This window comes from Pseudomonas sp. ENNP23 (assembly GCF_001728945.1).
Classification (GTDB): Bacteria; Pseudomonadota; Gammaproteobacteria; order Pseudomonadales; family Pseudomonadaceae; genus Metapseudomonas; species Metapseudomonas otitidis.
Map to the genome: position 1 here is coordinate 59,465 of NZ_LYSP01000025.1, position 13,181 is coordinate 72,645.

11 protein-coding genes and 2 pseudogenes are annotated in these 13,181 nt (G+C 69.4%); 4 read left to right on the top strand and 9 right to left on the bottom strand.

Going from position 1 to position 13,181, the window contains the following annotated elements:
* Positions 1 to 26 precede the first annotated feature (26 nt).
* The gene (locus A9G05_RS15265) at positions 27 to 1,196 is read right to left on the bottom strand and encodes a YbfB/YjiJ family MFS transporter (protein ID WP_069561787.1); all 1,170 of its coding nucleotides are present in this window, start codon (positions 1,194 to 1,196) and stop codon (positions 27 to 29) included.
* Between the two features lie 105 nt (positions 1,197 to 1,301).
* On the opposite strand from A9G05_RS15265, the gene A9G05_RS15270 reads away from it, so the two are divergent.
* Positions 1,302 to 2,174 carry a LysR family transcriptional regulator gene (locus A9G05_RS15270; RefSeq protein ID WP_069561809.1) on the top strand — a complete coding sequence of 291 codons (873 nt, stop codon included), beginning with the start codon at positions 1,302 to 1,304 and terminating at the stop codon, positions 2,172 to 2,174.
* Positions 2,175 to 2,214: 40 nt separating this feature from the next.
* Here A9G05_RS15270 and A9G05_RS15275 read toward each other — a convergent pair whose 3' ends face one another.
* Positions 2,215 to 3,171: a GlxA family transcriptional regulator gene (locus A9G05_RS15275; protein ID WP_069561788.1), complete on the bottom strand. Its 957-nt coding sequence runs from the start codon at positions 3,169 to 3,171 to the stop codon at positions 2,215 to 2,217.
* A 120-nt stretch (positions 3,172 to 3,291) separates the two neighbouring features.
* Between A9G05_RS15275 and A9G05_RS15280 the strand changes: the two genes are divergently transcribed.
* The 3 genes from A9G05_RS15280 (at position 3,292) to A9G05_RS15285 (ending at position 5,316) form a co-directional block, all read left to right on the top strand.
* Positions 3,292 to 3,924: a cysteine hydrolase family protein gene (locus tag A9G05_RS15280; protein WP_256548424.1), complete on the top strand. Its 633-nt coding sequence runs from the start codon at positions 3,292 to 3,294 to the stop codon at positions 3,922 to 3,924.
* Between the two features lie 564 nt (positions 3,925 to 4,488).
* A complete protein-coding gene (locus A9G05_RS27670; protein WP_165664715.1) occupies positions 4,489 to 4,629 on the top strand; it encodes a PA1414 family protein in 141 nt (46 codons plus the stop codon).
* Positions 4,630 to 4,785: 156 nt separating this feature from the next.
* Positions 4,786 to 5,316 carry a chalcone isomerase family protein gene (locus tag A9G05_RS15285; RefSeq protein ID WP_069561790.1) on the top strand — a complete coding sequence of 177 codons (531 nt, stop codon included), beginning with the start codon at positions 4,786 to 4,788 and terminating at the stop codon, positions 5,314 to 5,316.
* A gap of 173 nt (positions 5,317 to 5,489) precedes the next feature.
* Here the strand turns inward: A9G05_RS15285 and A9G05_RS26650 are convergent.
* The 7 genes and pseudogenes from A9G05_RS26650 to A9G05_RS15315 form a co-directional block, all read right to left on the bottom strand.
* A pseudogene (locus A9G05_RS26650) lies at positions 5,490 to 5,687 on the bottom strand (amidohydrolase family protein); the annotation flags it as partial.
* A gap of 62 nt (positions 5,688 to 5,749) precedes the next feature.
* On the bottom strand, positions 5,750 to 6,880 hold the full coding sequence (gene ssuD / locus A9G05_RS15290; RefSeq protein ID WP_069561791.1) for an FMNH2-dependent alkanesulfonate monooxygenase: 1,131 nt from the start codon (positions 6,878 to 6,880) through the stop codon (positions 5,750 to 5,752).
* Between the two features lie 91 nt (positions 6,881 to 6,971).
* Positions 6,972 to 8,072 (bottom strand): annotated as a pseudogene (locus tag A9G05_RS15295) (sigma-54 interaction domain-containing protein).
* A 9-nt stretch (positions 8,073 to 8,081) separates the two neighbouring features.
* Positions 8,082 to 9,269 (bottom strand): acyl-CoA dehydrogenase family protein, encoded by a 1,188-nt coding sequence (locus tag A9G05_RS15300; RefSeq protein WP_069561792.1) that lies wholly within the window; start codon positions 9,267 to 9,269, stop codon positions 8,082 to 8,084.
* A gap of 17 nt (positions 9,270 to 9,286) precedes the next feature.
* A complete protein-coding gene (msuE, locus tag A9G05_RS15305; protein WP_069561793.1) occupies positions 9,287 to 9,859 on the bottom strand; it encodes an FMN reductase in 573 nt (190 codons plus the stop codon).
* Between the two features lie 327 nt (positions 9,860 to 10,186).
* Positions 10,187 to 10,912 carry an MBL fold metallo-hydrolase gene (locus A9G05_RS15310; protein ID WP_069561794.1) on the bottom strand — a complete coding sequence of 242 codons (726 nt, stop codon included), beginning with the start codon at positions 10,910 to 10,912 and terminating at the stop codon, positions 10,187 to 10,189.
* 615 nt (positions 10,913 to 11,527) lie between these two features.
* Positions 11,528 to 13,129, bottom strand: a complete 1,602-nt coding sequence (locus A9G05_RS15315) for a 5-guanidino-2-oxopentanoate decarboxylase (RefSeq protein WP_069561795.1) — start codon at positions 13,127 to 13,129, stop codon at positions 11,528 to 11,530.
* Between the last annotated feature and the right edge of the window lie 52 nt (positions 13,130 to 13,181).

Below are 13,181 nucleotides of genomic sequence, written 5' to 3' on the forward strand. Positions count from 1 at the left end.
GTCGGGTGGCACCCGGGCCTTGCGGCTCAACCCCGGCACGTCGCAACGCTGTTTACCTTCACGGCTTCCCGCGCCTTCAGCATCAACCCGCCCGCCAGCAGCAGGGCGCCGGCGGCCAGTAGCAGGGCCGGGCGCAGGCCACCGCTGAAGTGGCTGCTCAGGGCCGCCAGCAGCGGGCCACTGAGCTGGCCGAGGGCGAAGCCGGCGGTCAGCAGGCCGACGTTGCGGGCGTGGCCCTGGGGGTCGATTTCCCGCGCCCGCTGCATCACCAGCAACATGCTGGCGAGGAAGGGCCCGCCGCACAGCACCACGCCCAGGGCCAGCCCGGCCATGCCCGGAAACAGGCAGGCCAGCACGCCAAGCGCCTGCAGCCACAGCGCCCCCACCAGCCAGCGGCCGGTGCTGCCCATGCCGGGGCGGCGCAGGCTCACCAGCAGCACCCCCAGGGTCGCCACCAAGCCGAAGGCAGGCCAGAACAGGTCCGCCTGCCAGTGCCCGCGGAACTGGCTGGCGGCCATCTGCGAAAGGAAGGTGGCTGGCAGGATGTAGCCCATCCCCACCAGGCTGTAGGCCACCAGCAGCGGGTAGAAGGCCACCGGACGCGGCCCGGCCTGCACCGAGCCGGCCGCCGAGGCAGCACGCGGACGCGGCAGCAACGGGTGGGCGATGGCCGCCAACACCAGCGCCACGCTGCCAAAGGCCAGCCAGGCCTGGGCCGAGCCCGCTCCTTGCAGGTTCAGGCCAAGGGCGATGAGGCCGGTGAGGATCACCCCCAGGCTGGGCCCGGTGAAGATCAGCCCGCCCAGGCGCGGCCGGCCGGCGTCTGCCGCCACCTGGGCGGCCAGGCCGGTCACCACCACCAGCACCCAGGCGCTGGTGACGCCGGCGGCGAAGCGCAACAGGGCGTGGGCCCAGAAGCCTTCGGCCCAGGCCGAGGCCAGGGTGATCGCCACGCCCACCCAGAGCCCGCCGAACAGGCGCCGGCGGGCACGCTGGGCGGTGGTGGCGCGCAGGGCGTCCAGCGCACCCACCAGGTAGCCGAGGTAGTTGGCGGCGGCTACCAGGCCGGCGGCGGTAAGGTCCACCTGGCCTTCGGCGATGAGATGCGGCAACTGCGGGGTCAGGGCGAAGCGGCCGATCCCCATGGCGGCGATGAGGGCCAGGAGGCTGGCGAGGATGCGGATCGAGGGGGCCATGGCAGGGCTCCATGCAGGACATCGGAAGACCATGCTAGGGCGTTGCGATTTTCATAAAAAACGAATAATAAAGAACAACTCATTCAGAAAAAGAGAATGCATGCCATGGAATTCAGCCAGTTGCGCATCTTCCAGGCGGTGGCCGAATCCGGCTCCATCACCCGCGCGGCGGAGCGCCTCAACCGGGTGCCGTCGAACCTCTCCACGCGGCTGCGGCAACTGGAGGAGCAGTTGGGCGTGGACCTGTTCCTGCGCGAGCGCCAGCGCCTGCAGCTATCGGCTTCGGGCAAGGTGCTGCTGGGCTATGCCGAGCGGCTGTTCGCCCTGCAGGCCGAGGCGGAGGCGGCGATCAAGGTCGGCGAGCCGGCGGGGGACTTCCTCATCGGCTCGATGTACAGCACGGCGGCCGTCCACCTGCCGCCGATGCTGGCGCGCTACCACCGGGCCTGGCCGGCGGTGAACCTGCAGGTGCAGACGCTGCCCAGCGGCGAGCTGGTGGAGGGGCTGGTGGCTGGGCGCCTGGACGCGGCGCTGGTGGACGGCCCGCTGGAATACGCCGACCTGGACGGCATCCCGCTGTTCGACGAGGCGCTGGTGCTGATCACCGCCCTCGGCCATGGGCCGGTGGCCAGCGCAGCGGACGTGGCAGGGGCGGCGGTCTACACCTTTCGCTCGCGCTGCTCCTACCGCAAGCGCCTGGAGCGCTGGTTCGCCGAGTCGCGGGTGGCCATGGGCCGGGTGATGGAGATCGAGTCCTACCACAGCATGCTGGCCTGTGTGGTGGCCGGTGGTGGGGTGGCGCTGATGCCGCAGTCCATGTTGCAGAGCATGCCTGGGCGCGAGGCGGTGACGATTCACTCGTTGACCGAACCCTTCGCCACCGCCACCACCTGGCTGATGTGGCGCAAGGGCATGCTGGGGGCGAACCTGAAGGCCTGGATCGAGCTGATGGACCTGCAGCCGAAACCCCTCGCGTGACCGTAGCCCGGGCTTCAGCCCGGGGATGCCGGCCGCGCTGCTACGAAGCGCTCCCCTGGAAGCTCTGCCGCCAGGCCGACGGCGAGACGCCGAAATGGCGACCGAAGTGGTGCCGCAGTGAGGCGGGCGAACCGAAGCCGGCGAGGGTGGCGATCTGCTCCACGCTCTGGTCGGTGTTCTCCAGCAGGCGCTGGGTCAGGGCCAGGCGCTCGGCCAGCAGCCAGTCGCCCAGGGTGGTGCCGGTGAGCTGGCGGAAGTGCCGGGTGAAGCTGCGCCGGCTCATCAGCGCGCGCTCGGCCAGGCTGTCCAGGCTGTGGGGTTCGCGCAGGTTGGTGCGCACCCAGTCGAGCAGCCCGGCGAGGCGGTCATCGCGGGCGCTGGCGGGCAGCGGCTGTTCGATGAACTGCGCCTGGCCACCCTGGCGGTGGGGCGCCACCACCAGCAACCGGGCCACGCGGTTGGCCCGTTCGGCGCCGCAGTGCTGGCGCAGCAGGTGCAGGCAGCAGTCGAGCCCGGCGGCGGTGCCGGCGGAGGTGAGCAGGTTGCCGGCTTCCAGGTAGAGCACGTCCGGGTCCACGTCGACGGCCGGGTAGCGGGCGCTGAAGTCCCGCGCCCAGGCCCAGTGGGTGGTGGCGCGCTGGCCGTCGAGCAGCCCGGTTTCGGCCAGCACGTAGGCCCCCAGGCACAGCCCCACAAGGCGGGCGCCGCGCTGGTGGGCGGCGAGCAGCGCATCCAGCAGGGGCTGTGGCGGGCGTTCGTCGGGGTCGCGCCAACTGGGGACGATCACCGTGTGGGCATCCTCCAGGGCTTCCAGGCCGTGGCTGACGCTGATCTGGAAACCGGCGCTGGTGCGCAGCGGGCCGTCTTCCGCCGCGCAGACGCGCAGCTCGAAGGGCGGCGCATCCGGCTGCATCTCGCCGAATACCAGGCAGGGCACGGACAGGTGGAAGGGGCTGATATGGTCGAAGGCGACCACGGCGATCACGGGGACTGGCATGGAGGGGCTCCGGTTGGCTTGGCCCGATCTTAGCGGAACTTGGCAACTGGGCCACTCGTGCGTCGCGGGGGCCTGGCCAACAATCCTCGCCACCTTCACTGCCGAGCTTGCGAGGAAACCCTGATGTCCCAGTCCCCGAAACGCGCCCTGATCGTCATCGACGTGCAGAACGAATACTTCAACGGCAGCCTGCTGATCGAGTACCCGCCGGTGAGCCAGTCGCTGCCCAACATCACCCGCGCCATGGATGCGGCCCACGCGGCCGGCATCCCGGTGGTGGTGGTGCGGCACCTGACCCCGGAAGGCACGCCGATCTTCGCCCGTGGCAGCGCCACCGCCGAGCTGCACCCGGAGATCGCCCGTCGCCCCCATGACCTGCTGGTGGACAAGGAAGAGGCCAGCGCCCTGTATGGCACCGGCCTGGGTGACTGGCTGCGTGCCCGTGGCGTGGACACCCTCACGGTGGTCGGCTACATGACCCACCACTGCGACGACTCCACGGTGCGCCAGGCTGCCCACGAAGGCTGGACGGTGGAGCTGCTGAACGACGCCACCGGCTCGCTGCCCTACGCCAACGCCGCCGGTTCGGTCACCGCCGAGGAGATCCACCGGGTGGTCACCGTGGTGCTGCACGCCGGCTTCGGTGCCGTGGCCAGCACCCAGGCCTGGCTGGCGGCGGTGGAGGCGGGCCGGGCGCTGGAGCCGGACAACATCCTGGCGTCCAACCAGCGCGCGGTGGCGGCGCGTGGCTGACCCTGCGGTGGCGACCGTCCGTCAGGTCGGTGGCCGTCCCGCGTCGGTGAAAAATGCTTGAACCCTTGCCCGTGGTGCCGGTCGATCCTGTGTTGCTCCCTGACCTCGAAGGACCGGCCCGTGGGTGAGCCCAACCCCCTCAAGGGCACCCCAAAAAACTACCTGCGTTGTCATCGCTGCGTTAAAAACAGGCTAAAAATGCTCATTTACTGCACGTAAACTGCGCTTTTTCGCCTGTTTTTGCCTTGCGCTGACGGCCTCGCCTACGTTTTTAGAGGCGCCCTCATGTGCTGTTCAGCGCGGTGGCCGTGCTGTTCCTGGCCATCATCATGGCTGGCTATGCGCGCGGCGAACCGTTCCCTGGCCCGTTTCCCGCCGCGTGCTGTGGCGCCGAGGCGGTTCCGTCCGGCGGGCTCCGTTAGTCGGCTTCCTACGCTGACCGCTCCTGGCGTCTGACCGGCTCCTGTAAATTTTGATTCAGCGCAGTTCGCCCTTTCCGGGGCCGGTCTACGCTGTAATTGGCGGTGGAATCCTTCCGTCGCCTGTCCTGATGAGGAGGGGACCATGAAAGCTTGGCTGAGCCGTTTCGCCTGGCAGTTGTCCGTGACCCTTGGGCTGATCGAGCGCCCGCGCCTGCAACCCATCCCTGTCCGCAGTGACGAGCAGCGCCGCCTGGCCGAGGCCCGGCGCCAGCGCCGTTCGTGAACCTGGCGCGGGGCGTTCTGCCCGCGCCGCCATGACCCGACCCAGCCACCGCCCGGCGCCTTCGTGCCGGGCGGTCGTTTGCGTGCGCCGATGGGTTGTTCTTGTACAAATTGTTGGTTTGTACAATATTGGCCGTCATCCAACCGGAGTGACGCCATGAATCCTTTCTTTCGCCGGGCCGTGCTGGCCTGCTGCCTGTTGACTGCCGCCGGCCTGGCCCAGGCCGACTGGCGCCAAGCCCTGCCCGAGGCGCGCCTGGTGGGCAGTGCGGACTACAGCTTCTTCGGCTTCCGCCTCTACAGCGCCCGCCTGTGGTCGCCGTCGGCGCCGCTGGCGGTGGATGCGCCGTTTGCTCTGGAGCTCACCTACCACCGCACCATCGAGCGCGATGACCTGGTGGCGGCCAGCCTCAAGGAAATCCGCCGGACGGCGGGCGACCGGGTCAGCGAGACGCAGTTGCAGGCCTGGGCCGAGCAGATGCGCCAGGCCTTCGTCGACGTGGAGCCGGGGCAGCGCATCACCGGGGTGTTCCTGCCGGGGCAGGGCGCGCGCTTCTACTTCGGCGACCGGCTCACCCACGCCGTCGACGACCGCGCCTTCGCTCGGGCCTTCTTCGACATCTGGCTCTCGCCCCGCACCCGCGAGCCGGAGCGCCGCGAGGAACTATTGGGGCTGGCCAGCAACTAGGTTCTGTACGAAAAGTCGTCGAGCGAAGGTCAGGCAAGGCAAAAAACGGCGAAGAAGCGCAGTTTACGTGTGGTAAATGAGCATTCTGAGCCGGTTTTTAACGCAGCATCACCGAGCGCAGGCACTTTTCGTACAGGGCCTAGGTGTGGGCCGCCAACGGCGGCCCGGGTTCATCAGAGCTTGAACAGGCGCGCGGCGTTGCCGTGGAAGAACTTCTCCAGCACCTCGTCCCGCAGGCCCAGGCGTTGGGCATCCTCGATGCTCTGGCGGATCGGCCGGAAGGTGTAGGAGGAGCCGAACAGCAACTGGTCGGCAAGCAAACCGTTGGCTGCCTGCACCTAGCCTTCGCTGCCGGGCAGGAACAGGTACATGCCCGACGCCCCGCCGAAGAAGGGGGGCAGGTAGGCCGGGCGGCAGCGCATGTCGATGATCTTCACGCGACCTTCTCCTTGCCGGCGCGGATGTCGAAGGCACCGCCGGTGAAGGCACCGTCCACCGTGACCTTGCTCTTGCCGGGCAGCAGCGGGAACACCAGCTCGGCGAAGCGGTAGGCCTCTTCCAGGTGCGGGTAGCCGGACAGCACGAAGCTGTCCACGCCCAGCGTCGCATACTCCAGCAGGCGCGCGGCCACCGTTTCCGGGTCGCCCACCAGGGCGGTGCCGGCGCCGCCGCGCACCAGGCCGACGCCGGCCCAGAGGTTGGGCGCCACTTCCAGCTTGTTGCGGTCACCGCCGTGCAGCGCGGCCATGCGTCGCTGGCCTTCGGAGTCCATCCGCGCGTAGTTGGCCTGGGCGGCCGCGATGGTGGCGTCGTCCAGGTGGCTGATCAGCTCGTCGGCGGCGGCCCAGGCGGCGGCGTTGGTTTCCCGCACGATCACGTGCAGGCGCACGCCGAAGCGCACGCTGCGGCCATGGCGGGCGGCGCGGGCGCGCACGTCGGCGATCTTCTCGGCAACGGCGGCGGGCGGCTCGCCCCAGGTCAGGTAGGCGTCCACGTGTTTGGCCGCCAGCGCATGGGCGGCGGGGGAGGAGCCACCGAAGTACAACGGCGGGTAGGGCTGCTGCACCGGCGGGAAGAAGTTCTGCGCGCCCTTGACCTTGAGGTGCTGGCCGTCGAAATCCACCGTTTCGCCCTGCAGCAGGCGTCGCCAGATGCTGAGGAACTCGTCGGAGGCGGCGTAGCGCTCGTCGTGGGCGAGGAACACGCCGTCGGCCTCCAGCTCGGTGGCGTCGCCGCCGGGCACCACGTTGAGCAGCAGGCGCCCGCCGCTGGCCTGGTCCAGGGTGGCGGCCTGGCGGGCTGAGGCGGTGGGGTTGCCGAGGGAGGTGCGCAGGGCCACCAGCAGCTTGATGCGCTGGGTCACCGGCACCAGGCTGGCGGCGGTCACCCAGGGGGCCAGGCAACTGGCGCCAGTGGGGATCAGCAGGCCGTCATAGCCCAGTTGGTCCGCCGCCACGGCGATCTGCCGCATGTAGGCGTTGGTGGCCGGGCGGCCGCTGGCGGAGTGGCCCAGGTAGCGGGTGTCGCCGGAAGTCGGCAGGAACCAGAAGATATCCAGACTCATGGTGTTGTCCTCGTTGCCATCGTCGTTGCCCGCAAGGGCGTAGGGCCCGTCAGGGCGTTGGGTGCACGCGTGGCGTCGTTGTCGTTGGAATTCAGATCGACAGGTTGATGACCCGTCCGCCCTGGGCGCTCTGGGCCGGTCGGCGCTTGTTCACCACCAGCTCGCCGATGCGGATGAGGTGCGCGCGGGTGATGTTGCGCGACAGCCCCAGCAGGCTGGCGGTGTGCACTTGGTTGTGGTGGCAGAAGCGGTAGGCGGCGCGCAGCAGGGCGTCTTCGACCTTCTCGTGGAGGGCGCCGCTCTGCTCCTCGAACAGGCGCTCGAAGGCCCGCAGCAGCAGGTCGTCGGCGCTTTCCTCGCGGGGCCGGCTGTCGTCCGGGCGCTAGATGCGCAGGTTGGACAGGTGCAGGTCCTCGGCGCGGATCAGCCTGTCGCGGCAGATCAGCAGGGTGTGGTGGATGACGTTTTCCAGCTCGCGGATGTTGCCCGGCCAGTCGTAGCTGGTCAGCCGGCGGGCGGCGTCCTCGCTGAGGGTGACGTCGCTGTAGCCCAGTCGCCGGCTGTACTCGGCGACGAAGTGACTTGCCAGCGGCAGGATGTCGCCGGGCCGCTCGCGCAGCGGATGCAGTTGCAGGGCGACCACGTTCAGCCGGTAGTAGAGGTCCTCGCGGAAGTGCCCGGCGTTGATGGCCTTCTCCAGGTGTACGTTGGTGGCCGCCAGCACCCGCACGTTGATGGGGATGCTCTTGCGCGAGCCGAGGCGCACCACTTCACGCTCCTGCAGCACGCGCAGCAGCTTGACCTGAATGGGCATCGGCAGGTCGCCGATCTCGTCGAGGAACAGGGTGCCGCCGTTGGCCTCCTCGAACCACCCGGCCTTGGCGGCCAGGGCGCCGGTGAAGGCACCTTTCTCGTGGCCGAACAGCTCGGCCTCCACCAGGGATTCGGAGAAGGCGCCGCAGTTCACCGCGACGAAGGGGCCGTTGCGCCGGCCGCTGAGGTTGTGCACGTGGCGCGCGACCAGCTCCTTGCCCGTTCCGGTCTCGCCGATGATCAGCACGCTCGCCTCGCTGGGGGCGACCTGTTGCAGGTGGGCGAGCAGGGCCTGGGAGCGCGGGTCTTCGAAGACCTGTGCGGTCGCCCGGATCGAGGTGGCCAGTGTCGGGGACGGGGGGAGGGTCAGCAGGTGCATGGGCTTGCCTTACGAGTAGAAGGACGGAGTGGGGCGCGTGCCGTTGAGCGCCCAGTCGCCCAGCTCGTGGATGCGGTAGTCCACGGGGTCGTGCAGCGTCTGGGTGCGCAGGTTGCGCCAGTGCCGGTCGAAGCGCAGGGAGGCGTGGGTGGCCCGGGCGCCGGTGACTTCGAACAGGCGGTTGCAGATGTCGAGGCCGTTGCGGGTCGCCGCGACCTTGGCGGTGCCGATGGCCAGGGCCAGGCGCGCGCGCTCCTCGGCGCTCAGGGCGTGTTCCTTGGCCCAGGCCGCGTCCAACTGCTCGGCGGCGCGCTCCACCAGCAGGCGGGTGCTCTCCAGGCCGACCCAGAATTCGCCGTAGTGGCGCAGGACGTATGGGTCCTCGCCGCTGTGGCGGGCGCTGGAGCGGAACCAGGGGTGGCTCTCGTGCAGGGTGTACTGACGGGCCTCGTCGAAGGCGCCTTCGGCAATGCCGAGGAACAGGTTGGCGAAGTGCAACTGGGCGATCAGCGGACGCAGGCAGGCGAACGGCGTGCTCAGTGGGCCCGGGTCGAGCAGCAGTTCGTGCTGCTCCACACGCACCCGTTCGAAGGTGGCGCTGCCGCTGTCGGTCTGGCGCTGGCCGATGTTGTCCCAGTCGCCGTGCAGGGTAATGCCGGTGCGCCCGCTGGGGATGGCGGCGATCAGCAGCTTGCCGCCGTTGCCTTCGTCGACGGCGGAGGCGATCAGCATCTCGGAGTCGCTGGCGCCGGAGCAGAAGCTCTTCTTGCCGGAGAACTCGCACCAGCCGTCGAAGCGCTTGACCAGGGTGCGGGTGTCCAGGGGGTTGAGGGCATTGCCCCAGAACCAGTGCTTGCGGGCGGTCTGTTCGAACCAGGGTTGCCATTGCTCGGGCCGCGAGAACAGCCGCACGGTGGCGAGCATCAGGTGCTGGAAGCCGAACACGTGGGCGATGGAGCTGTCGACCCGGGCGAATTCGCGGGTGACGGCCAGGGTCTCGCTCCAGTTGGCGCCGAGGCCGCCGTACTGGCGGGGAATGGCCAGGCCCAGCAGGCCGCTGGCACGCAGCGCGTCGCGCTCGGCCTTGGGCGTGCCGCCCCGGGTGTCGCGCTCGACGGCGCTTTCGGCGAACTGCGCGGCGAGCTGGCGGGCGCTCAGCAGCGGGTCGAGAACGGTGGTTTGCGGATGGGCGCTCATGGTGTCGTCCCGCCGGCTCAGGCGATCTTGCGCAGCGGACGGCTGCCGGTGGCGGTGCTGTGCAGCAGGTCGGCGGCGCGTTCGGCGGCCAGGTCGATGCGGGCCTGCAGCGGGGCGCTGGTGATGCGGTAGTCCTGGAAGTCGGCCTCGCTGGCGTAGACGCCGATGGGCAGGGTCAGGGCCTGGAAGAAGCTGAACAGCGGGCGCAGCTGGTGATCCAGCACCAGGGCGTGGCGTTCGCTGCCACCGGTGGCGGCCAGCAGCACCGGGGTGTCGATCAGGGCGTTCAGGTCGATGAGGTCGAACAGGTGCTTGAACTGGCCGGGGTAGGAGCCGCGGTACACCGGTGCGGCCACCACCAGCAGGTCGGCCTGCTCGATGGCGCGCAGTTGCGCGTCCACGTCGTCCGGCAGTTCCTTGCGGGACAGGGCGCCGCCGACGGGGCGGGCGATGTCGCCCAGTTCGATGATGCGGGCGTTGAACTCCAGGCGTTCGCCCAGGGCGGCGACCAGGGCTTCGGTAAGCACCAGGGTGCGGGACGGGCGGTAGGCTCCACCGGAGACGGCGACGACGTTGAGGGCAGTGCTCATGGTTGGTGTTCCTTTGGCGTGCTGTGGGAGCCAGGGGGTCAGCAAGTCCCGTTCCACTTCGGTAAAGCGTTATTTATCAATGAGTTGGCAGGTAATAGCGCTGGGCGGTGCTGCTGCCAGGCCAGCGAACTGTTGATGCGCTGTTGCCTGGCGGGCAGTGGAGCGGCTGTTGCCCGGCGGACACAGGTTGCCTGCCGGAGCCGTTTTAGGGGAGGCGTCTTATTCTGTGAAGGAATTTGAATAAATATTCTTATTCAAATAAGGGATAAGTCAGGCGTGGCGGGCCGCCTAGGGCGGGTCGGGCGCCGGGACGGCGCCCGGGCAGGATCAGTCGTGTTGCGCGAACCAGTCGTCGATCAGCGTATTCAGGCGTTCGCCGGAGAAGCTGGGGAAGTGGCCACCGTGCACGGTACGCACCGGCAGCTCGCGCAGACGCGCCAGGCTGCGGGCGTAGTCGTCGAGGTTGGAGTGGTAGGCGTCCTCGATCAGCGGGCCGTCGTAGATGATGTCGCCGCTGAACAGGGTGCCGGTGCGGGCCTCCCAGAGGCTGATGCCGCCGGGGGAATGGCCAGGGGTGTGCAGCACTTCCAGCACGCGGTCGCCCAGGTCGAGGACGTCGCCTTCCTCGATCAGCCGGGTGGCCGGGGCGGCCTTGACCCGGTACTCGGCGTAGCACAGCGGGCAGTCGGGGTGGGCCTCGAACATGGCGTCGTCGACGAAGGCGCGGGCCAGGGTGTTGTCGCCGTCGGGGCGGGCGAGGATGTCGGCCTCGGCGGGGTGCACCAGGCGTTCGTCGAACTCGTGGTGGCCGGCGATGTGGTCGAAATGGGTGTGGCTGGCCACGGCCAGCAGCGGGCGCTGGGTGAGCCAGGGCAGTTGCTCGCGCAGGCTGACCAGACCGGAGCCGGAGTCCACCAGCACGTCGCGGTCGCGCCCCTGGATGTGCCAGAGGTTGCAGCGGTAGAAGGGCCGCACGTAGGGCTCGCTGATGAGGCTGATGCCGTCGTAGAGGTGCTCCACCTCGAACCAGCGGTCTCGGCTGACGATTTTCATCGGAGGCTCCTTTGTTGTGGTTGTGGGGGCAGCATACCTGGCAACGCCCCACCGCACCTGCAGGGGCGACTTCAGGTCCGTAGCCCGGGCTTCTGCCCAGGGGTTCGGGTTGAGGCGTCCCGGACTGAAGTCCGGGCTACGGTCTGTGGGTTGCCGGCCTGGATGCGTAGCCTGGGCTTCTGCCCAGGGGTTCGGGCTGAAGCGTCCCGGACTGAAGTCCGGGCTACGGTCTGCGGGTTGCCGGCCCGGATGCGTAGCCCGGGCTTCAGCCCGGGGATTGGGGGTTGAAGCGTCCCGGACTGAAGTCCGGGCTACGGTCTGTGGGTTGCCGGCCCGGATGCGTAGCCCGGGCTTCAGCCCGGGGATTGGGGGTTGAAGCGTCCCGGACTGAAGTCCGGGCTACGGTCTGTGGGTTGCCGGCCTGGATGCGTAGCCCGGGCTTCAGCCCGGGGTTCGGGTTGAAGCGTCCCGGACTGAAGTCCGGGCTACGGTCTGCGGGTTGCCGGCCTGGATGCGTAGCCCGGGATTCAGCCTGGGGATTGGGGTTTGAAGCGTCCCGGACTGAAGTCCGGGCTACGGTCTGGCAGGGTGCTGGCCCGGGCTACGGGGTCGGGTTCACGGGGCGAAGGGCGGGGCTTCGGCCACTTCGATGATCAGCGGGCGGTCCCCCGGGGCGTTGCGCAGCAGCTCCTGCAGATGGGCGTGGTCGCGGGCTTTCTCGGCCTGGCAGCCGAAGCCGCGGGCGATGGCGATGAAGTCCGGGGTGTGGATGTCCACGCCGAGCGGGGTGATGTCGCGGCGCTCCATGTAGCGCTTGATCTCGCCGTAACCCTGGTTGTTCCACAGCAGGACGATGACGCCGACCCGTGCTTCGACGGCGCTGGCCAGTTCCGGCAGGGTGAACTGGATGCCGCCGTCGCCCATCAGGCTGATCACCGGGCGCTCCGGTTCGGCCAGCTTGGCGCCGATGGCCGCCGGCAGGCCGTAGCCGAGGGTGCCGTAGCCGGTGGAGGCGTTGAACCAGCGGCGGGCACCGTCCAGCTCCACCAGGTGGTTGCCGCTGTAGACGGTCTGGGTCGAGTCACCGACGAAGCGCGCGTCGGGCAGCACTTCGAGGATGCAGTCGAACAACCGACGGTAGTGCTCCCAGCCGGCGAAGCCTTCGGCCAGTTGTGCGCGGGCTTCGGCGGCGCGACGGGCGCCGGGGCTGTTGGCGTCGGCCTGGCGCGGCGGCAGCTCGGCCAGCAGCACGCGCATGGCCTGGCGGGCATCGCAGTGGATGGCCATGGCCGGGGCGTGGTTGCGCACCAGTTGCTGGGCGTCGATGTCGATGCGGATCAGCTCGCCGCCGATGCGGAAGCCGCCGTCGAACACCACGTCGTAGTCGGTCTCGCCCAACTCGGTGCCGATGGCCAGCACCAGGTCGGCGTCGGCAGCCAGTTGGCGTACCGGCACCAGGGACTGGTTGCTGCCCAGCAGCAGCGGGTGGTCGCCGGGAAGCAGGCCCTTGGCGTTGATGGTCTGCGCGGTGGGGGCGTCGAGGGCGGTGGCCAGAGCGCGGGCCTCCACCTGGGCTTCGACGCAACCGCCGCCCAGCAGCAGGAGCGGGCGTTGGGCGGCGCGCAGGCGTTGGGCGGCCTCGCGCAACTGTGCTAGGGGCGCGGCAGGACGCGGCAGGCGCACGCGGGTGCGCAGCTCCAGGTGGTCGGCGGGGGCGGTGATGATGTCCAGTGGCAGCTCGATGTGCACCGGGCGCGGACGCTGGCCGTCGAACACGGCGAAGGCGCGGGCCAGCACGGCGGGCAGTTCGTCGACGCTCATGAGGGTGTGGCTGAAGGCGGCGACGCCGGCGACCAGACCGCGCTGGTCCGGCAGTTCGTGCAGGTAGCCGTTGCCGAGGCCGAGGCGGTGGCGTTCGTTGACGCTGGAGATCACCAGCATGGGGATGGAGTCGGCGTAGGCCTGGCCCATGGCGGTGAGGATGTTGGTCATGCCCGGGCCGGTGATGATGAAGCACATACCGGGCTTGCCGGTGACGCGGGCGTAGCCGTCGGCCATGAAGCCGGCGCCCTGTTCGTGGCGCGGAGTGATGTGGCGTATGCCGCTGCCGGGCAGGCCACGGTAGAGCTCGACGGTGTGCACGCCGGGGATGCCGAACACGGTGTCGACGCCCCAGGCTTGCAGTTGCTTGACGAGGAATTCACCGCAGGTGGTCATGGCAGGTTCCTTGTTGGGCTGGGTATGAAACGAGCCCGGCAGGCAAGCCTGC

What these genes read in the sequence shown, in the direction of transcription:
- A9G05_RS15265 (WP_069561787.1), bottom strand. Translation starts at nt 1,196, where the DNA reads ATGGCCCCCTCGATCCGCATCCTCGCCAGCCTCCTGGCCCTCATCGCC.
- A9G05_RS15270 (WP_069561809.1), top strand. Translation starts at nt 1,302, where the DNA reads ATGGAATTCAGCCAGTTGCGCATCTTCCAGGCGGTGGCCGAATCCGGC.
- A9G05_RS15275 (WP_069561788.1), bottom strand. Translation starts at nt 3,171, where the DNA reads ATGCCAGTCCCCGTGATCGCCGTGGTCGCCTTCGACCATATCAGCCCC.
- A9G05_RS27670 (WP_165664715.1), top strand. Translation starts at nt 4,489, where the DNA reads ATGAAAGCTTGGCTGAGCCGTTTCGCCTGGCAGTTGTCCGTGACCCTT.
- A9G05_RS15285 (WP_069561790.1), top strand. Translation starts at nt 4,786, where the DNA reads ATGAATCCTTTCTTTCGCCGGGCCGTGCTGGCCTGCTGCCTGTTGACT.
- ssuD (WP_069561791.1), bottom strand. Translation starts at nt 6,880, where the DNA reads ATGAGTCTGGATATCTTCTGGTTCCTGCCGACTTCCGGCGACACCCGC.
- A9G05_RS15300 (WP_069561792.1), bottom strand. Translation starts at nt 9,269, where the DNA reads ATGAGCGCCCATCCGCAAACCACCGTTCTCGACCCGCTGCTGAGCGCC.
- msuE (WP_069561793.1), bottom strand. Translation starts at nt 9,859, where the DNA reads ATGAGCACTGCCCTCAACGTCGTCGCCGTCTCCGGTGGAGCCTACCGC.
- A9G05_RS15310 (WP_069561794.1), bottom strand. Translation starts at nt 10,912, where the DNA reads ATGAAAATCGTCAGCCGAGACCGCTGGTTCGAGGTGGAGCACCTCTAC.
- A9G05_RS15315 (WP_069561795.1), bottom strand. Translation starts at nt 13,129, where the DNA reads ATGACCACCTGCGGTGAATTCCTCGTCAAGCAACTGCAAGCCTGGGGC.